The sequence below is a fragment of the Congzhengia minquanensis genome (genome assembly GCF_014384785.1).
Taxonomy (GTDB): domain Bacteria; phylum Bacillota; class Clostridia; order UBA1381; family UBA9506; genus Congzhengia; species Congzhengia minquanensis.
The window spans coordinates 243,599-263,293 of record NZ_JACRSU010000003.1 but is presented as its reverse complement, the minus strand read 5'-3'; the positions used below and the strand labels follow the sequence as shown (position 1 = coordinate 263,293).

Here is a 19,695-nt window from a genome sequence, read left to right as displayed (position 1 = left end):
TGAAAAAAAAGCACCAGGAGTGACGAACATGATTCAAAAAGCACTGACGTTCAGCTATGACGACGGCGTAGAACAGGACAGGAAACTGCTTGAAATTTTTAATAAATTTGGCTTAAAAGGCACCTTTAACTTAAACAGCGGAATTCAAAAGCACGACAAACCTTGGTATTACAAAGATATCGTCCCCGTTTACAGAATGAATTCAGAGGGGTTAGACACGCTTTATAAGGGGCATGAAATTGCAGTTCACGGTCTTAACCACATCAATTTAAAAGACGCAGACCGTATTAAGACGGAAACAGAAATTTTTGAAGACAAGAAAAACTTAGAAAAACTGTTTCAAACCGACATTTGCGGCATGGCCTATGCCTTTGGCGCATATACGGACGAATCGGTGGAGGTAATTCATAACGCTGGCTTAAAATATGCGCGCACAACCGCTGTGACCCACAGCTTCGACTTAGAACAGGATATGCTGCGCTATAACGCAACGTGCCACCATGCAGATGAAAAGCTGTTTGAGCTGGGAGAGCAGTTTTTACGCCTCACCCCGGACAAACCGCAGATATTTTATGTTTGGGGACACAGCTATGAATTTGACATAGAGAACGGCTGGGAGCGCATGGAACGCTTCTGCAAAATGATGGGCAGTAAAGACGACATTTTCTATGGCACAAACCGGGAAGTTTTTGAACACTTTGGGATGATTTGACAATGAAAAAATTGTTGCAGCTGTTTGCCGCTTTCTTTAAAATCGGCGCATTTACCTTCGGCGGCGGTTATGCCATGCTGGAGCTTATGAAGGTTGAGCTTTGCCAGCGCAAAAATTGGTGCACCGAAGAGGAGCTGGTAGACTATTTTGCCCTGTCTCAGTGCACGCCCGGGGCCATTGCCGTAAATGTAGCTACCTTTGTGGGCCGAAAGGCAAGCGGCGCTTGGGGCGGAATTTGGGCAACGCTGGGCGTTGTAGCCCCCTCCTTTATCATAATCATCATCATTGCCCGGTTTTTAAAAAACTTTGCACAATATGAAATCACCGGCCACATTTTCGGCGGCATTCGGATTATTGTTGCCGTGCTGGTGGTAAATGCTGTGTTTACCATAGGAAAATCTGCGGTGCAGGATAAGATTTGTCTCTGTATCGCCGTTTGCTCCTGCCTGCTCTCTTTCTTCTTTCAGCTCTCACCGATTTATTTTGTGATTGCCGGCGCATGTGCAGGCCTGCTTTTTAAGCGCGGTAAAAAGGGAGGAAATGCAAAATGATTTTCCTCCAACTGCTGTTTGAATTTTTTAAAACGGGGTTGTTTGCCATTGGCGGCGGGCTTGCCACAGTACCATTTTTATATGAGATGTCTGACCGGCTGGGTTGGTTTACGAAAGAGTTTTTGTCAGACATGATTGCCATATCGGAATCTACCCCCGGCCCCATAGGCGTGAATGTGGCAACCTATGCGGGTTATGCGGTGTCAGGATTTTTTGGCGCGGTTTGCTCAACCATAGGTTTGGTTGCACCGTCAGTGATAACGATTCTAATAATTGGAAAAATGTTTGACAAATTTAAAAATAATCTGTATGTTGAACATGCATTGTACGGTGTGCGTCCAGCAACGACCGGCATGATTGCGTCGGTGGCTTTAGGGCTGATTGGTTCGGCAGTGCTCAATGATTTTAACGGCCAGATACAGACCGTTTTTGCGTCGTTAGATGTTCGGGCGGCTATTTTATTTTTCATTTTTTTAATTTTAACGAACAAACTAAAACTGCACCCCATATTTTATATCATTCTTGCAGGCATATTGGGTGCTTTACTGAAACTTTAAATAAATCTAAAACAGGTGGAACGTATGACTTTGGAAAAATATGTAGAAACATTAGTAGAACAGTATGGAGGCGACATTCTCTCCTCCGACTGCATGCAAGCGGAAAAGAAACACATTCAGCACGGCTGCACAAGCATTTTTGAACATTCCTACAACGTGGCATGCTTAAGCCTTTATTTGGCTTTTAAATTTCATATCGACGTCAACAAAAAAAATCTGGTTCGCGGGGCGCTGCTGCATGACTATTTTATGTACGACTGGCACACCGCCGGCCGATGGCACAACTTTCACGGATTTACCCATGCAAAATGCGCGCTCAGAAACGCTTCCCGCGATTTTGATCTGAACGCCATTGAAAAAAACATTATCGTGCGGCACATGTTTCCGCTGAATCTCATTCCGCCGAAACATAAGGAGGGTTTCATTGTGTGCATTGCAGACAAAATAAGCGCAGTCGCCGAAACCTTTTCTTTAAAAATTCCAATTTTTAACTGAGCAAACCCACCCGGGAGACCGCTTTTTCATGCGGTTTGCCCGGGTTTTCTTTTGCTCGTTATTTTTTTGTCATAATTTTTTGTTTTTTAGCATAAATATGTTGAAAAAACGGTTGAAATACGTTACAATGGTATATAGAGGGTATATGTATGTCATAAATTTAGAATAGCATTTAGGAGGACGAATTCATGAAAGTTACAATTTGCATCGGAAGTTCCTGTCACTTGAAAGGGTCGCGCCCTATTATTGAACAGCTGCAAGACCTGGTAAACGAACATAATTTGCAGGATAAGGTGGAGCTTTCCGGCGCGTTTTGCATGCAAAACTGTGTAAACGGCGTTAGCGTAACGGTTGACGGCGAGCTTTTTTCTGTGAAGCCGGAAACTGTGAAAGACTTTTTTGAAACACAAATATTAGAAACCGTAAAATAAATCCTTTTGGGGAAGGAGGAACCGCTATGGCAGAATGTTTGGAAACAAAAAAATCCAACTGTAAAAATTGCTATAAATGCATCAGGCACTGTCCTGTGAAATCTTTAAAATTCACTGCCGGCCAGGCCCACATCATCCGCGACGAGTGTGTTTTGTGCGGCGAATGTTATGTTGTCTGTCCGCAGAACGCAAAACAAATCCGAAACGACGTGGATCAGGTAAAATCGCTTATCGCTGCAGGCGACGAAGTTTACGTCAGCCTTGCGCCTTCCTATACCGCCTGGTTTCAGTCATGCACCGCAAAAGATGTGGAAAACGCACTTTCAAAACTTGGATTTCGCGGGGTATTTGAAACCGCTATCGGTGCACAAATTGTGTCGAAGCAGTATGAAAACATTATTAACAAAGGCGAAAAGCGAATTGTAATTTCCTCCTGCTGCCACACGGTGAACACGCTGATTGAACGGCACTTTGAAAAGGCGCTGCCCTATCTTGCAAATGTGGTAACGCCCATGCACGCCCACGGCAAAATGTTGAAAAAAAAGCACCCGGGCTGCAAAGTGGTGTTTGTTGGCCCCTGTATTTCCAAAAAGGCAGAGGCAGAAAAATATCCCGGCGCTGTGGATGCGGTTTTAACCTTTGACGAATTAGACGGCTGGCTGGAATCCGAAAATATTTCCGTTGTCCCCAGCCATTCAGAACTGACAAAAAACCGTACAAACGCCTATCCCACCTCCGGTGGAATTCTGCGCAGCATGAACCTCGACAAAGAGTTCGACTATGTTGTGGTTGACGGAATGGAAGCCTGCATCAGCGCCCTGCGCGACATTGACAACGACAAGCTTTCTAACTGTTTTATTGAAATGTCCGCCTGCAGCGGAAGCTGTGTTGGCGGCCCTGTGATGAAAAAGAAAAACCGCAACCCCATTATGGACCTTTTGTCGGTAAACAAAGGCTATGGCGAAGGGCTATATGAAACGCCGGCGGCAGACAGCTTAACGACGGACAGGGCCTTTGCCTTTGAGGGATCAACGAAACCCATGCCCGGCAGCACGGCAATTGACGAGATTTTAAGAAAGATGGGCAAAACCTCGAAGGACAAGGAATTAAATTGCGGGAGCTGCGGATACGACACCTGCCGCGACAAGGCGGTGGCCGTTTTTATGGGCAAGGCCGACCTTTCCATGTGCCTGCCTTTCTTAAAAGAAAAGGCCGAATCTTTTTCCGACACCATTATTCACAACACACCCAACGGCATTATGGTGCTTGACTGCGACTTAAACGTGCAGCAAATTAACACGGCGGCACGGAAAATTTTAAACCTTTCCAGCGCGTCGGACGTTTTGGGCAGTCCAGTTGTGCGGATTTTAGATCCCACAGATTATGTGCTTGCTTTAAGCAACGAAAAAAATGTGTATGACAAGCGAAAATATTTGGCTGAATATCAGAAATATGTGGAAGAAACCATTGTTTACGACAAGGAATACCGCATTATCATGGTTTTGATGAAAGACATCAGCGCGGAAGAACAGATGAAAATTTCAAAGGATAACCAGTGCAAAGCTGCAGTTGAGATTACCGACAGGGTAGTTGAAAAACAGATGCGCGTTGTGCAGGAAATTGCATCTCTGCTGGGCGAAACCACAGCGGAAACGAAAATTGCCCTGACAAAGCTAAAGGAGACGCTGACAGATGATGAATGATTTGTGTGTTGACGTAGGCTATAAAAGCATTAACAAGTTTGGCGAACAGCTTTGCGGCGACATGGTGCAAATTGCGCGGGACGGCGACACCACAATTTTGGTTTTAGCAGATGGGCTGGGCAGCGGCGTGAAGGCCAACATTTTGTCTACCTTAACGTCTACCATCATTTCAACCATGATTGCCGCGCAAATGTCCATTGAAGAGTGCGTGAGCACCATTATGGAAACCCTGCCCATTTGCTCTGTCCGCGGCGTTGCATATTCTACATTTACCATTATTAAAATTACCAACAACACCTATGCCGAAATTATTCAGTATGACAATCCCCAGGTGATTTTGCTGCGGGGCGGCAAAAGTTTTGACTATGAAACCGAAACCAGAGTGATTGCGGGCAAGCAGATTTTAGAGTCGAAAATTGAGCTGGAGCAGGACGATGCTTTCATTGCCATGAGCGACGGCACCATTTTTGCCGGCGTGGGCGAAACGTTAAACTATGGCTGGCAGAGAGAAAACATCGTGGAATATGCAGAAGCCAATTATGATGTAAAAATGTCTGCCGCGGCGATTTCCGCCATGATTGTGGACGCCTGCAACGATCTTTATAACCACAAGCCCGGCGACGACACCACTGCCGCAACAGTTCGGGTAAGAAAACGCTCGGTTGTGAACTTAATGTTCGGCCCGCCGCGAAACCCTGAAGACGGAAACAAAATGCTTTCCCTGTTTTTTGCAAAGCAGGGCAAACACATTGTGTCCGGCGGCACAACTTCAACCATAACTGCGGAATTTTTGGGCAAAAAAATGGAAACCTCCATCGACTATTTAGACCCCGACGTTCCGCCAACCGCAAAAATTGAAGGCGTGGATTTGGTGACAGAAGGCGTTTTAACCATTAACAAGGTTTTAGAATATGCCAAAGATTACATTGGTGAAAACAAACTATTTTCAGATTGGCACACGAAAAAAGACGGCGCATCAAAAATTGCAAAAATGCTGTTTGATGATGCAACCGACATCAACTTTTATGTTGGCAGGGCGGTAAACCCCGCGCACCAGAATCCGAACCTCCCCATTGGGTTCAACATTAAAATGCAGTTGGTAGAGGAGCTTTCCGGGGCGCTGAAAACAATGGGCAAAACCATTAACGTGAGCTATTTTTAACGAGGTGTATAACATGAAACTAAGAAAATTTGATACAAAGGTCCAGCACTTAAAATATAAAATTCTGCGGGAAATTGCCCGCGAGGCCTGGAACGACAGTCTGCTGAAAAAAATGGGCGAAATTCCTAAGCGCATTATTCCGGGAAAAGAATCTACCATGCGGTGCTGCGTTTATAAGGAGCGGGCCATTGTTTGGGAGCGCATGAAGCTGGCCATGGGCGGGGACAAAGAAAATCCCAACGTAATTGAGGTAATTGACATTGCCTGCGACGAATGTCCTGTCAGCGGATATGACGTGACAGAGAGCTGCCGCGGGTGTATTGCCCACCGCTGCGAAGACGTGTGCCCCCGGGGTGCCATTTCCTTTGACGAGCACCAAAAAGCCCACATTGACCAGTCGAAATGTGTGAACTGCGGCCGCTGCGCAAAGGTTTGCCCCTACTCCGCCATCACAAACCGCAAACGTCCCTGCGAAAACGCTTGCAAGGTGAATGCCATTCATATGGGGGAGGACGAAAACAAGGCCGCGACCATCGACAATTCCAAGTGCATCGCCTGCGGCGCCTGCGTTTATCAGTGCCCCTTCGGTGCCATTGCCGACAAGTCGTTCATTTTAGACGTAATTGACATTTTAAAAAAGAGTGAAAACAATAAAAACTATAAGGTATATGCCGTGGTGGCCCCGTCTATTGCCGGCCAGTTCAGCTATGCGAAGCTGGGGCAGATTATTACGGGAATTAAAGAATTGGGCTTTTACCATGTGGTTGAGGCAGCGTTGGGCGCAGACATGGTGGCGTTTGCCGAGTCGAAAGAGCTTGCCGAAAGCGACACATTTTTAACCAGCTCCTGCTGTCCCGCTTTTGTGGACTATATTCACAAATCGTTTCCGAGCCTGGTGGATCACATTTCTCACAATCTTTCTCCCATGGCCACCATTGCAAAACACATGAAAGAAAAGGAGCCGGACTGCAAAATTGTGTTTATCGGCCCCTGCACGGCCAAAAAAATGGAGTTTCAAAAAGAGACCGTTCGTCCCTTTATCGACAGCGTTATTACCTTTGAGGAGCTGCAGGCGCTGTTTGACAGCCGCGATATGGACATTATGGACTTGTCTGAGGACGTTTTGGACAACGCCTCATATTTCGGGCGTATTTTTGCCCGCAGCGGCGGCCTGACCGACGCGGTGGCCCAGGGTTTAAAAGAACACGGCATCACCGATTTTGACTATAAACCGGTTTCCTGCGACGGCATTGAGGCGTGCAGGGTTGCGCTTTTAAAGGCCACAAAAGGTGTTTTGCCCAACAACTTTATTGAGGGCATGGCCTGCATTAACGGCTGTATCGGCGGCGCGGGCTGTTTAACCCACGAGGAAAAGAACAAGAAAGACATTGACAAATATGGTGAAGAAGCTTTGGAAAAAACCATTAAGGACTCTATCAGTTTGTTAAAATAGCTTTTAAAAGCAAAAAAAGTGAGAGAAAAAATTCTCTCACTTTTTGTATGTCTGTTTTTATAACGACGGCTGTTTTTTTATCATATCTGCAAAATAGCGATGCACACCAAGATCATGGTCCAGTTCTGGGTGAAACGCCGTTACAAGCTGATTTTTTTGTTTGGCCGCAACAATTTTCCCGTCCACTGTGGCCAGAATTTCCACCTCTTTTGCAGCCGATTGAATGTAGGGAGCACGAATAAAGGTCATGGGTATGTCGCCAATTCCCTTAAAATTACCTGTTGTATGAAAACTTCCCAACTGGCGCCCATAGGCGTTTCGCCTAGCGGTAATGTCCATGGTGCAAAAATAAGCATGACGTTCGTTTTCAATGGTCTTCGCAAGGAGGATTAGTCCCGCACAGGTGCCAAACACCGGTAAACCATTTTTAATCAGTTCCTTCAACGCATCAAACAAATTCAGCTCTTTGAGCAGCTTTCCCTGAACCGTGCTTTCGCCGCCTGGGATAATGAATCCGTCAAACGAACGGTTTAAATCGCTGTTTTTTCTAATTTCAAACGAAGATATTCCCAGCTCTGCAAGCATTTTTTCGTGTTCAATAAATGCTCCCTGCACGGCTATTACACCGATTTTCAAATTATTTGCCCCTTTCCGCCATTAAAATCTCAATTTCCTGCTCGTTAATGCCAACCATGGCTTCACCAAGGTCTTCAGACAATTCCGCTATCAGTCCGGCATCTTCAAAATTGGAAACAGCTTTCACAATTGCGGCAGCGCGCTTTTGAGGATTGCCCGATTTAAAAATGCCCGACCCAACAAATACGCCTTCCGCGCCGAGCTGCATCATCATTGCGGCGTCTGCGGGGGTTGCAACACCGCCGGCCGCAAAATTAACAACCGGAAGCTTTGCATTTTCATGAACATAAAGAACCAAATCATAAGGAACCTGCAAGTTCTTTGCCGCTTCGAAAAGTTCATCTAATCCCATAGAGGCAATTCTGCGGATTTCAGACTGCATCATGCGCATATGGCGAACAGCCTGCACAACATCGCCCGTTCCCGGTTCTCCTTTGGTTCTGATCATAGAGGCTCCTTCATTAATTCTTCTTAAGGCTTCCCCCAAATCTTTTGCGCCGCAAACAAACGGAACAGAAAACGCAGTTTTATCAATATGGTATTTATCATCTGCCGGTGATAAAACTTCGCTTTCGTCGATATAATCAATTTCAATGGCCTGTAAAACCTGGGCTTCTGCAAAATGGCCAATTCTGCACTTTGCCATTACGGGGATGCTCACGGCTTGTTGAATGCCTTTAATCATTTTCGGGTCGCTCATTCTTGAAACGCCGCCGGCCGCCCTGATGTCGGCCGGAATGCGTTCTAAGGCCATAACGGCGCATGCACCGGCTTCCTCCGCAATTTTTGCCTGTTCCGGCGTGGTAACGTCCATTATCACGCCGCCTTTTAGCATTTGGGCCAGATTTTTGTTTAATTCAAATCTTTCGTTTTTCATCTTTTTTCTCCTTTACAACTGGTTATAACTGTATTATACTATATACTGATAGTATTACAATTGCCAGAAAAGGAGTTTTTTATATAACCAGATGAGATATTCTATTCATACAAACAGCGATAAAACTGCATATCTACAGCTATATCTTCAAATTAGAGACGACATTACGGGGCGCGTTTATCAATTTGGCGACAAATTGCCCTCTAAACGTTTTCTTGCGGCTGAGACCTCCGTCAGCGTTATCACTGTTGAGCACGCCTATCAAATTTTATGTGATGAGGGATATGTGGAATCAAGAGAACGAAGCGGTTATTTTGTAATTTACAAAGAAAAAGACTTTTTTCCAGTTCCCGTCCGAGAGCAAGAAAACACAAGTGCAGCGCCGAACCACCACAATTGGAACGAAGAATTTCCATTTTCGGTTTTTGCAAAAACAATGCGAAACGTGCTTTCAAAATATGGCACACAAATTTTAATTAAGCCGCCGAACTTAGGAAGCCCGGAACTGCAACTATCCATCAGCCGCTATCTTGCACGAAGCAAAGGGATTCGGGTTTCGCCGCACCAAATTGTCATTGGCGCAGGTGCGGAATACTTATACAGCCTAATTGTGCAGCTATTAGGACGCGACAGAGTTTATGCCTTAGAAAATCCTTCCTATGAAAAAATTCGTTCTGTTTATACGGCCAACGGCGTGCAGTGCGACATGCTGAAAATGGGAGCGGACGGAATTCAGTCTGCTGCTTTAAATGAAACAAAAGCTTCTGTTCTGCATGTTACGCCGTTTAACAGCTTTCCCAGTGGGATCACTGCAACCGCTTCAAAACGGAACGAGTATATCCGCTGGGCAAAAACACGCAGCGGATTTATCATTGAGGATGACTTCGATTCTGAATTTACCATTTCCACAAAAAATGAAGATACCGTTTTTTCATTAGAACCTAAAAAAACGGTTATTTACGTAAACACGTTTTCAAAAACAATTGCGCCTTCCATGCGAATTGGATATATGGTGCTTCCAGATGAGCTGGTAGATTTATTTTTAAACAAAATCGGATTTTATTCTTGCACCGTTCCAGTGTTTGAGCAGTTTGTTCTTGCGGAATTTATCAACAACGGAGATTTTGAACGGAATATTAACCGGGTCAGAAGAAAAAGGCGGCAGTTATACAAAAATGAAATGAAAAAGAAATAAACAAAGCCCCGCGCCGGAACGAAAAGTTTTTTTGATATTTTAAAGATAGTATTAAACAATTGACATATTTTTTAATATTGCTATAGCTTTTTTTATTGAAAAGTGATAAAATAAGTATGAATTGTAGATCATATACTGCAATGATTGCATACAGTTGTTTGGCCAAGCATGTGTATCAAAAAATATTTATAAATGGAGGTATAAAAATGAAAAAGTTATTGGCAATGGTCTTGTCTGTTTCCATGCTTTTCGGTCTTATGGGCGCAATGAGCATTGGCGTACAGGCAATTGGCGAAAATCCCGACTTTCCGATGATTTATGAAACGTTTGAATCGGAAGAATCTCTAAAAACCGTAAAGACTCAAAGCGGTGGCAGTGCAAACGGAAAGCTTTCCATTTCATCCGAAGGAGCTATGGGAAGCGCAGGCAGCCTGCATTTTGTGCAAACCGCAGGTTCGCATTATACCGATATCAAGTATTCTGCAGACAATCTTTCTATTCCTTCAGGTGAACGGGTGAAGTTCAATCTCTGGATTAAGATGAACACTGAGCTGAAAAGCGACGCAAACTCTTTTACCCTGATTTTCTATGGAGGCGGTACCGTAACCAATGCGGGCAATTCATCCTTAACCGTTGGTGAGGAAAAAACGAACTGCTGGTATGAAATTCCTTTCACAGGTAAGCTGGTAACAGGGGAATGGGTAAAAATTGATCACGAATTTGTTTGGGAAGATAAACTGACAGCAGGCAGCGGTTCTGTGATTAACAATGTTTCAATCAACGGTATTGCAATCCGTGTTGCCGGCCAAAAGGGTATTTCTGCCGATGTAAACGGCGAAAAGCTGGACTACCAGATTGACGATTTTATTCTTGTAACCAAGGGCGGCGACTCCGGCTCATCGAATCCCACAGGCACCGTTACAACGCAGACCTACACCAAAACAAATACATCTGCAAAACCCACAAGCTGGGGTAACCCCGATATGACCTTCACACAGAAGCTGAGACCCGGCCGTTTGTATAAAATCACGGGTACCTTCCGTGCAGACGATTTACCCCCCGAAACAGATGGCTATGAGGAAAAGATGAAGGGCACAAAAGCCAATCTGCGCCTGTACTGGAACGCATCCGGTCGGTCGGACAACGGCTTGACAAGCTCAGGTTATCCCGGTGCATATATTTATGATTTGCAGCTGAATGCGGACAACAACTTAACCGTTTATTTTCTAATGGATAATCAGACATTCAGCTACGCATCTGGCATCAGCCTGATTGCCCGTATGTACACTGACGGACAGTCATATCATCCCGGTGACCCACTTTCATCAACTACCGCCGGCGGTGCAAATGCAGGTACGGCAGGTACCTTCAGCTATAAAGATGTAACTGTAACGGATATGGGTATGCCCGCAGACCTTGACCTGGTGATGGAAGACGGCGCATACTTTATGTATAATAATCAAATGGTGTCCGCTTCCGACTTCCCGGGTTGGAATACGTCAGGTGTCTCTGCAGAAAGAGTGACAGAAAACGATAACACCTACATCAAAGCCACAGGCGTCGGCGAATACAGTTCCTTGACAACTTCTGCATCCATGAAGAATGATAACACCTACCGTATCAGCTTCAAAGCAAAAACAGAAGGCTTGGAAAGCGGCGCAACAAAGCCCTTAACCGTTATCTTAGAAAGAAGCAACTCCACACTGAAGGAGAATGAAAAATATCCCTATAAAGATACACCAGACTATCAGTTTCTTGTAGGAACAAACAAAATCGACAGCGCCATCTCGGATAATCAGGAATGGCAGGTATCCAACGACTGGCAGACTTATTCAACCCTATATACACCCGGATTTGCTTTAAAAGACGGCATGACCGATTCCGACTTGATGCCCATCACACCGAAAATCAGCTTCCGTGTGGGCGGTAATAATCAGCAAAATGGCGCAGTGCTGTGCTTAGATGATTTTGTTATCGAAGAGCTGGGCGTTTTAAATGAAGAAACCATGGCAAGCGGCAAATACGCAAAGGTTGAAAATATTACCTTTGAAAAGGTTGGTATGAGCGGCTTAAAGGTTGACTATGACTATGTTCCCAATGCAGGGGAAAAAGAAGACAGAAGCAAGTCCTTAGTTCGTGCATACATAGAGACTGCACTAGGTGAGAAAAATATCGGCTCCTTTGCTGCAGATGAGGTATTCAGTGTTCCCGTTTCCGGACTGGGCGAAAACATTTCCTTTGAAGTGTTCCCTGTTTCTGCAACCGGTGTTATCGGAAACTCTGCAACAGCAACCTACGGCAGCGTATTTGATATGCTGCTGGACAGAAGCTTTACCTTAAACGAAAACAAAACAGAAGCAAACTGGACATTCGATATTGCATCAACAACAGGCACAGAAAAACAGTATCGGGTAATCATTGCGGCATACGATGACAGCAAGTCCTTAGCGAAGGCAGATCTTAAAACTTTTTCCGTTCAAGACGGTACAAACGCATATAGCGGCACCTTTACCATTCCGCAGGAGGCTGTGAAGGTGAAGATGTTTGTTTGGGATGCAGTGACACTTGCTCCCGTATTTGAAGCCATTGAATATAACCTTCCCGCTGTAAATGAGAATCCCTTTGCAGGCGATGATGAAATCAATATTGTATTCTTAGGAGACTCCATCTATGCAAACGCAGGTGCTTCTCCTTCCTCCAATGGTTTTGTACCTCAGCTTTCACAGTGGTTTAAAGATACCTATGAAAAAGAAGGCGTAACGGTGAACTGCTATAACAAGGGCGTTGGCGGCACTACAACCGACTACAGCTTATTAAGACTCATGCGTGACTGTATCGACTTAAAACCGGACATGGTATTTTATGCTATGACCTGCAACGATACAAGCGAAAGCGATACCTTGCGAAATGTGGAAAGCTCTATCCGTATGTTAAACGAAATGGATAACGTGCCCTATGTGGCACTGACCTTCTTCACAAATCAGTCCTGGAGGGTTTCTCCCGGCCATGGTGAAAAAATTGCTGCGTTCTACGGCCTGCCTCTATGGGACAACACAGAAACGATGAAAGCAGCCGTTGCAGCAGGGACAGCGGTGGAGGACCTTTATTCTGACGGTACACATCCCAACAACGCAGGTTATAAAGTGAATGCAGACGGCTTAAAAGCATGGTTAGAGACAGGCAGAAACTATGTGAAGCCCTTAAATCGCGAAGATAAGCTGGCGGAAAACAGCGGAGTGATTGAAACCATGGAAATCTTCTCCTGCAAGGATACAAGCCGCGTAGAAAAATCCGGCAGCTGGACAGAGGGCGGAAACTACTTAGAATCCACACAGGTAGGCGATACCTTAAGCTTCAGCTTCACAGGCGACATCTTAGCCTTTGAAACTGGTTTGCACTATTACACAGGTAAGGTTGAAGTATGGGTGGACGGCGAGCTCTTGTGGACAGACAATCCCTATTATAACAGCGAAAGTCTGAAAACAAACTTCCAGATGACCGTACGCGGCGGCAACTTTAACTTTGATTTAGACTACGGCACACACAATGTTGTACTCAAGGTGGTTGACGGCACCGCAACAACCGAAAAAATCGCAACCAGAATCTACAATATTTTTGCAGGTTCCTGGAGAGCGGAATAAGCTTTGAAAACAGAAAGGCTCATTGCAGACACCAAGTCAGAAATTGCTGTTTCCGAAGACTTTGGAACGGGGATGCAACCCCCGTGAAGGTTACACTCTGGAACAATCTGGTTGATGCAGCACCTTTGTGCACAACAGTTGTAACATAGAGTTTTCGATAGAAGGGGGGCGAGTCGCTTCTTTTCCGATTCGTTACAGCAGTTTTAATTTTTAAAAGAAGATAAAAAATAACATGCTTTACACTTCATTTCGTGTAAAGCATGTTATTTTTCTATTAGTTGCCCATAGGTTCTATTCTCTCTGAGTGCAGACAGCTGTCGGTGTTGCCCTTTACGGTAGGACGCTCGTTTGCCGCCCAGTGCACCGCGTTGTTAATGATAAGCTGAACGGTGGGGTGGTAAAATGTTCTAAAGGTTTCATGTCCCGGCTGGAAGTAAAAAATCTTTCCGTTGCCGCGGTTAAAGCAGCAGCCGCTTCTGAACACTTCGCCGCCGTTATACCAGCCAATCATAATCAGGCGGTCCGGCTCTGGAATGTCGAACCGCTCGCCATAGGTTTCCTCTGCTTCAAGCTCAAAATACCTTGCGTTAACGCCCTTAACAATGGGGCTTGAGGGTGCCGTAATCCAAATCCGCTCGCGGTCGTTGGTTTCACGCCACTCTAAGTTACAGGAGGTTCCCATAAGCCGTCTGAACGGTTTTGAATGGTGTGCAGAGTGCAGGAACACTGCGCCCATGCCGTCTAAAACAGCCTTTTGCACGCGTTCTGCCACTTCGTCGGGTACCTTTTCGTGAGCCATATGCCCCCACCAAATCAGCACGTCCGTGTCGTCTAACACTTCCTGTGTCAGGCCGCATTCCGGGTCGTCTAAGGTAGCGGTTCGAATCATGAGCTCCTCGTCCTTTTCCAAAAAGCTTTTCAATGTGCCGTGAATTCCGTTGGGGTGCACGGCGCGGACTTCCTCGCTGGTTTTTTCATGTTGATTTTCGTTCCAAATGGTAACCTTAATCATGAAATTCGTCTCCTTTTATTGTTAAATATCCGTTTTAATCGCTTCGCCTGTTTCAGAGGACTGAAAAGCCGCCTCCATAACCTTAATGACACGCATTGCCTGTTCAGGCTTAATTTTTAATTCACACTTGCCGTCTAACGTGTCAATCAACTGCCAATAGGTAGGATTTAAATTGTCCACCACGTCTTCCGGAGCGGAAATGGGGATAATGTCAACCGAATCGTCGCTTCTGGGCGCCATGGTTTTCGATGGGCCGGCCTTCGACTTTGGAATTTCCGCGCTCCAGGTGTCCTCCCGGTCTTTACAGCGGATGATTTTGCCCTCGCAGTCCCAATCGTCAATTTGAAGCGTGCCATCTTTACCCAAAACATACCATCTCGGGTGCTTAATAAAGTTGTTTGTGGAAACCTCAATGTGGGCTGTTACGCCGTTATCCAGCGTCATGGTGAGCCTGAAATTGTCGTCCACGTCGGGGTAGTTGATGCTATACATTTTGCAAAACACGTTGGTTACTTTCGCGTCATACATATACATAATCTGGTCAATTAAATGAACGCCCCAGTCCAGCATCATACCGCCGCCCTGCTTTTTGTCAATTCTCCATCCGGCAGGCACGCCGCGGGAACCCTCCACTCTCGACTCAATTACATAAACGTCTCCCAAAAGGCCTTGTTCCACTGCCCGGCGCATTGCAACAAAATCTTTGTTCACACGCCTGTTCTGGTCAACGGTAAACACCTTGCCCGTTTCTGCAGCAACTTTCATAATTTCTTCCAATTCCCAGCTCTCAATGGTAACAGGCTTTTCGCACAGCACGTTTTTGCCGGCGCGCAGCGCCTCAATTGCAATTTCCCTGTGAACATCATTGGGCGTTGCAATCAGCACAATGTCAATGTCAGGGTCATTCAGCAGCGCTTCTCTGGATTCATATGTAACCATTCCGTTTGCTTTCGCAAATTCCATACGTTCAGGGTTTATGTCGAAAACGCCCTTCATGTTGATGCGGTCAAGCTCTTTCGACTGTTTAAAGTGGTTCGACGCCATGCCGCCAAAGCCGATAATACCAACGTTATAAATTTTGTTTACGCCCACCACATTTCGCCTGCTTTCTCATAAATTAAAACATCTTTCATAAACGCAATTGCTTTTTCCAAACCCTCTTTTACAGACATAAGCGAGTCCTCATGCTCAATGGAAACCACGCCGTCATAGCCAACAGCCTTTAAGGTGCTGATCAAATCGTTCCAATATTCCTTGCCGTTGCCGTAGCCCACGGTTCTGAACACCCAGGAGCGGTTTAACACATCGCCGTAATGTTTATAGTCTAATACGCCGTTTTTCGCTGTGTTTGCTTTGTCAATCTTCGTGTCCTTCGCGTGGAAGTAATAAATTGCGCCGGACAGCTCTTTAATAACCTCTTTCGGGTCCATTCCCTGCCAGATTAAGTGACTGGGGTCAACGTTTGCACCAATGATGTCGCCCACTGCAGCGCGCAGCCGCAAGAGTGTTTCGGGGTTATAAACCACAAAACCGGGATGCATTTCAAATGCAATTTTTTTAATGCCGTGTTCTTTTGCAAATGCGGCCATGTCTTTCCAGTAAGGAATAACCTTTTCTTCCCACTGCCATTTTTGAATATCTAAATATTCCGGCGGCCAAGCGCAGGTTACCCAGTTGGGGTTCTGGGAGGTTTCACAGTCGCCCGGGCAGCCGGCAAACCCAACAATGGTGTCAACCCCCAAAAGCTCCGCCGCCAAAATGGCGTTTTTAAAATCGTTGTGGAAGCTTTCTGCTTGTTCCTTGTTCGGGTGCAGGGGGTTTCCGTGGCAGGAAATTGCCGCAATATCCATATTATATTTTTTGAACAGGTCGAGCATTTCTTTTGCCTTTTCAGGATGCGCAATCATTTCTTTTGTGTTCAGGTGACAGTCACCAGGATAGCCGCCTGCGCCCACCTCCAATGAATCAACGCCCAGTGGCGAAAGATAGGCCAGGGTTTCCTCTAAGGACATGCCGGCACATGCTGAATTTACAACTGAAAGTTTCATAAAACATTACCTCCGATTTTTATTTATATATTTATTTATATATTTTTAATGCATTATTTAGCGGACTTTCTTACAATCAATTTATGTGGGAGAATTACATTTTCAGGCTCTCCTCCGTTTAGCTTTTCATAAAGAATGGAAAACGCGCGTTTTCCCATTTCTGTCTGCGGCTGGGAAACGGTTGTCAACGGCGGCTCCACCATGTAGGCAATGTCCGTATTGTCAAAGCCAATCACTTCAATATCCTCCGGAACAGTGAGCCCATGCTTGCGCAAAGCTGACACCGCGCCGGCCGCCATGCGGTCTGAAATGGCAAACACCGCGTCGAACGTGTGACCCTCCTCCAAATATCTGTCTACCATGCGCATGGTGTTGCGGTAGCCATAGTTGCTGTAGAGTACCAGCCCCGGATCGAAGGGCAGGCCGTGGCAGCTCAGTGCCTGGCGGTATCCCTCCATCCTAAGATGCGAGGAAATCAGGCTGTTGTCCACGCCGATAAACAAAATCCGTTTTCTGCCGTTTAAAATCAGGTGCTCACAAGCGTCCTTGGCAGCAAGGCCGTTGTCAATTGAAACGAACGGCGTGTTTTCGCTGGCTGTGTATTCACTGCACTGGACAATTGCCGCGTGGTTTGAAATTAAGGACATTTCGTCAGCAGAAAGGGTGCTGTTTAACACAATCATGCCGTCTGCCATGCGGTTTTTCACCAGGCCCAAATAAATTTTTTCTTTCTCAGGCAAGCCATTTGTGGCACAAATCATAATATGATAGTTGTGCTTTTCCGCTTCGTTTGCAATTCCCGTTACTACTTTAGAGCAAAAGGAATTTGTAAGCGTGGACATCATCACCAAAATAATGCCTGTGCGCTTCTGCCGCAGATTTTTCCCCAGAAGGTTGGGAGTGTAGCCCAGCTCCCGGGCGGCCTCAAGCACCGCTTTTTCAATCTCTTCCGAAACGTGGCGGGTCTTGTTCAAAACGCGCGAAACCGTTGCCACCGACACGTTTGCCATTTTTGCAACATCTTTAATATTTGCGATTTTACCCGCCTCCTTATCACTCTGAAATCGTTTTCCCAAGAAATCGTTTACATTATACCAAAGCCATAAAAAAATGTCAAGCATATTCCGTTAAATTTTGCAAGAATTATTTCGGTTCAATGTATTGACCGAGTTTCCATTATCATATATAATCATGGTAATATTATTTTGTTTGGAGGGTCCGTATGGGAGCCTGGTTTTACATATTCGTCTTAATTATAAAATCCGCAATCGGCGGCATCAGCAACGGTTTTATCAAGCAGTATCAAAAAACGGCGCCTGCTGGCAACGCTGCCTATTGTCTGTTTTCTCTTATCATGTCACTGTGTGCCATGACATTCTTTTTCATTACCGGCGGCTTTCGGCTGGAGGTAAACAGCCCGACAATTCTCTACTCCATTGTCGCAGGTTTAGACACTGTGATTGTGGTAATTTTAGGCGTAGTAGCAATGAAGTATATTGACCTGATTACCCTTTCCTTTTCTCAAAGCTGCGGCAGCATGATCATTCCCGTTTTATTTGGAATTTTGTTTTTAAATGAGCGCACAACTCTATTATTTTGGGTCAGCGCTGCGTTAATGGCTTCGGCGGTTCTGCTTCCGATTGCCGCAAAGGGAAAACCCAAAGAGCGCGGGACCGTTATCGGTTACATCTGCTGCGCCGTACTGTTTTTTATGAACGGAATGTATGTGGTTCTGCTGAAGCTGTTTCAAAGCAGCCCAATTGTCACCAACGAAAATGCATATTGTTTTCTTATGAATTTGGTTATGTTTTTTGTCTCCGCAGCGGGCTTTCTGGTGCTTTCCAAACGGCAGTCCTCCATCAAAACCGAGCTGAAAAAAATTACGCCGAAGCACATTGCTTATGTAGCTGCCAGCGCAGTGACTTCTAACGCTTCAACCCTTCTGGCATTTGTGGTTATGGGGGGCATGAGCATTGCGCTTATGACCATTTTGGGCACCTCTTTGGGAATTTTAATCACTGCATTTTTGTCCGTCGTTGTGTTTAAAGAACGGAAACTGCATCTCGTTGACGTTATCTCTATTCTGTGCGCCATTGCGTCGGTTGTGGTGGGTGCGCTTTAATTGTCAAATTAAGCAAAATTAATTAAAAAAAAGTAAATAAAAGCGGCTTTTTTCCGGTTACAACTTTACATAACAGCGAAACTGTGCTATACTGAAAGATGTTATCCAATCAAATTGTATATTGGGCGTGATGTATTTCTATGAAAAGTAATATATATATTGTAACGGGCCATTACGGCAGCGGAAAAACGGAATTTTCAGTTAACTACGCGCTGTCTTTAAAAAAGACTTGCGAAAAAGTCTTTTTGGTGGATTTGGACATTGTTAACCCCTATTTCCGTTCAAACGATGCCCGGGCTCTTTTAGAAGACGCCGGAATTTGTGTAATTGCTCCGGCCTATGCCGGAACGAATGTGGACATTCCTGTTCTGCCGCCTGAAATTATGCGGATTTTTGAGGAAGAAGATGCAAAAATCATTTTAGATGTGGGCGGCGACGACGACGGAGCAATTGCATTGGGGCGGTATAAAAAATACTTTGACGAAAGCGGTTATGAGCTTTATCTGGTGGTGAACACCCGCCGGCCGCTGACATCGAATGCCGACGAAATTATCCAGATGAAAGAAGACATTGAAATTGCCTCGCGTCTTACGGTTACAGGCCTCATTTCCGACACGAACATTGCAGAGGAAACTACGTCTTTCATTGTTGCGGAAGGCTATGAAATTTTAGAAGACGTCAGCCGGAAAACCGGCCTTCCCATAAAATTTGTATGCGCCACCGAAAAAGCGGCTGAGCATCTCAGCCCTGAGATTTCGCAAAAGCTATTTCCAATAAAGTGCCGCATCTCAAAAATCTAATTCAGTTTTTTTCCGCGGTCTGGCCGCCCACTGTCAGACCTGCTTTTATTCAATTTACGTGGGCAGAAAGGCAAGAAATGATATGGCAAAGGTTGTTATTTTAGACGACGTATGCAAAGGCTGCTACCTCTGTGCCTCTGCATGTCCGAAAAAGGTCTTGGCACCAGCAAAAGATAAACTGAACAAAAAGGGCTACCGTCCCATTGAGGCTGTGAACCCTGACGAGTGTATCGGCTGCGCAATGTGCGCTACCATGTGCCCGGACTGCGCAATAGAGGTTTTTAAATAAAGATTATTTAC

19 protein-coding genes are annotated in these 19,695 nt (G+C 45.4%); 13 read left to right on the top strand and 6 right to left on the bottom strand.

Annotated features, from left to right (window positions below):
* Nucleotides 1-28 precede the first annotated feature (28 nt).
* From H8698_RS09070 to H8698_RS09035, 8 genes are all read left to right on the top strand, one after another.
* Nucleotides 29-712 carry a polysaccharide deacetylase family protein gene (locus H8698_RS09070; RefSeq protein ID WP_249312999.1) on the top strand — a complete coding sequence of 228 codons (684 nt, stop codon included), beginning with the start codon at nucleotides 29-31 and terminating at the stop codon, nucleotides 710-712.
* A 2-nt stretch (nucleotides 713-714) separates the two neighbouring features.
* A complete protein-coding gene (locus tag H8698_RS09065; protein WP_249312997.1) occupies nucleotides 715-1,263 on the top strand; it encodes a chromate transporter in 549 nt (182 codons plus the stop codon).
* Entirely contained in the window at nucleotides 1,260-1,820 is a 561-nt protein-coding gene (locus H8698_RS09060; RefSeq protein ID WP_249312989.1) for a chromate transporter, read from the top strand. The genes H8698_RS09065 and H8698_RS09060 overlap by 4 nt, the downstream gene beginning before the upstream one ends.
* A 24-nt stretch (nucleotides 1,821-1,844) precedes the next feature.
* Nucleotides 1,845-2,315: an HD domain-containing protein gene (locus H8698_RS09055; RefSeq protein WP_177677709.1), complete on the top strand. Its 471-nt coding sequence runs from the start codon at nucleotides 1,845-1,847 to the stop codon at nucleotides 2,313-2,315.
* Between the two features lie 188 nt (nucleotides 2,316-2,503).
* Nucleotides 2,504-2,746, top strand: coding sequence for a (2Fe-2S) ferredoxin domain-containing protein (locus H8698_RS09050; RefSeq protein WP_177677707.1), 243 nt, complete (start codon nucleotides 2,504-2,506; stop codon nucleotides 2,744-2,746).
* Nucleotides 2,747-2,772: 26 nt separating this feature from the next.
* Entirely contained in the window at nucleotides 2,773-4,449 is a 1,677-nt protein-coding gene (locus H8698_RS09045) for a [Fe-Fe] hydrogenase large subunit C-terminal domain-containing protein (protein ID WP_249312987.1), read from the top strand.
* Nucleotides 4,442-5,611 carry a SpoIIE family protein phosphatase gene (locus tag H8698_RS09040; protein ID WP_249313408.1) on the top strand — a complete coding sequence of 390 codons (1,170 nt, stop codon included), beginning with the start codon at nucleotides 4,442-4,444 and terminating at the stop codon, nucleotides 5,609-5,611. The genes H8698_RS09045 and H8698_RS09040 overlap by 8 nt, the downstream gene beginning before the upstream one ends.
* Nucleotides 5,612-5,624: 13 nt before the next feature.
* The gene (locus H8698_RS09035; protein WP_249312983.1) at nucleotides 5,625-7,064 is read left to right on the top strand and encodes a 4Fe-4S dicluster domain-containing protein; all 1,440 of its coding nucleotides are present in this window, start codon (nucleotides 5,625-5,627) and stop codon (nucleotides 7,062-7,064) included.
* Between the two features lie 57 nt (nucleotides 7,065-7,121).
* On the opposite strand, the gene pdxT is transcribed toward H8698_RS09035, so the two are convergent.
* Both pdxT and pdxS read right to left on the bottom strand, forming a co-directional pair.
* A complete protein-coding gene (gene pdxT, locus H8698_RS09030; protein ID WP_249312979.1) occupies nucleotides 7,122-7,700 on the bottom strand; it encodes a pyridoxal 5'-phosphate synthase glutaminase subunit PdxT in 579 nt (192 codons plus the stop codon).
* A 1-nt stretch (nucleotide 7,701) separates the two neighbouring features.
* Complete coding sequence (gene pdxS, locus H8698_RS09025) at nucleotides 7,702-8,577, bottom strand: pyridoxal 5'-phosphate synthase lyase subunit PdxS (protein ID WP_249312972.1); 876 nt, start codon at nucleotides 8,575-8,577, stop codon at nucleotides 7,702-7,704.
* 91 nt (nucleotides 8,578-8,668) lie between these two features.
* Between pdxS and pdxR the strand changes: the two genes are divergently transcribed.
* Complete coding sequence (pdxR, locus tag H8698_RS09020; protein ID WP_249312968.1) at nucleotides 8,669-9,772, top strand: MocR-like pyridoxine biosynthesis transcription factor PdxR; 1,104 nt, start codon at nucleotides 8,669-8,671, stop codon at nucleotides 9,770-9,772.
* Between the two features lie 206 nt (nucleotides 9,773-9,978).
* Nucleotides 9,979-13,413, top strand: coding sequence for an SGNH/GDSL hydrolase family protein (locus H8698_RS09015; RefSeq protein ID WP_249312965.1), 3,435 nt, complete (start codon nucleotides 9,979-9,981; stop codon nucleotides 13,411-13,413).
* Between the two features lie 274 nt (nucleotides 13,414-13,687).
* Here H8698_RS09015 and H8698_RS09010 read toward each other — a convergent pair whose 3' ends face one another.
* The 4 genes from H8698_RS09010 to H8698_RS08995 are packed head-to-tail and all read right to left on the bottom strand — an operon-like array spanning nucleotide 13,688 to nucleotide 17,594.
* Complete coding sequence (locus H8698_RS09010) at nucleotides 13,688-14,425, bottom strand: ThuA domain-containing protein (RefSeq protein ID WP_177679271.1); 738 nt, start codon at nucleotides 14,423-14,425, stop codon at nucleotides 13,688-13,690.
* 21 nt (nucleotides 14,426-14,446) lie between these two features.
* Nucleotides 14,447-15,517 carry a Gfo/Idh/MocA family oxidoreductase gene (locus H8698_RS13415; RefSeq protein ID WP_177679273.1) on the bottom strand — a complete coding sequence of 357 codons (1,071 nt, stop codon included), beginning with the start codon at nucleotides 15,515-15,517 and terminating at the stop codon, nucleotides 14,447-14,449.
* On the bottom strand, nucleotides 15,508-16,473 hold the full coding sequence (locus H8698_RS09000; RefSeq protein WP_249312962.1) for a sugar phosphate isomerase/epimerase family protein: 966 nt from the start codon (nucleotides 16,471-16,473) through the stop codon (nucleotides 15,508-15,510). Before H8698_RS09000 ends, H8698_RS13415 begins: the two co-directional genes overlap by 10 nt.
* Nucleotides 16,474-16,526: 53 nt before the next feature.
* On the bottom strand, nucleotides 16,527-17,594 hold the full coding sequence (locus H8698_RS08995; RefSeq protein ID WP_283245426.1) for a LacI family DNA-binding transcriptional regulator: 1,068 nt from the start codon (nucleotides 17,592-17,594) through the stop codon (nucleotides 16,527-16,529).
* A gap of 101 nt (nucleotides 17,595-17,695) precedes the next feature.
* On the opposite strand from H8698_RS08995, the gene H8698_RS08990 reads away from it, so the two are divergent.
* From H8698_RS08990 to H8698_RS08980, 3 genes are all read left to right on the top strand, one after another.
* Nucleotides 17,696-18,595: a hypothetical protein gene (locus H8698_RS08990; RefSeq protein ID WP_249312952.1), complete on the top strand. Its 900-nt coding sequence runs from the start codon at nucleotides 17,696-17,698 to the stop codon at nucleotides 18,593-18,595.
* Between the two features lie 140 nt (nucleotides 18,596-18,735).
* Nucleotides 18,736-19,395 carry a hypothetical protein gene (locus H8698_RS08985; RefSeq protein ID WP_249312948.1) on the top strand — a complete coding sequence of 220 codons (660 nt, stop codon included), beginning with the start codon at nucleotides 18,736-18,738 and terminating at the stop codon, nucleotides 19,393-19,395.
* 82 nt (nucleotides 19,396-19,477) lie between these two features.
* Nucleotides 19,478-19,684 carry a 4Fe-4S dicluster domain-containing protein gene (locus tag H8698_RS08980; RefSeq protein ID WP_177678037.1) on the top strand — a complete coding sequence of 69 codons (207 nt, stop codon included), beginning with the start codon at nucleotides 19,478-19,480 and terminating at the stop codon, nucleotides 19,682-19,684.
* Nucleotides 19,685-19,695: the final 11 nt, after the last annotated feature.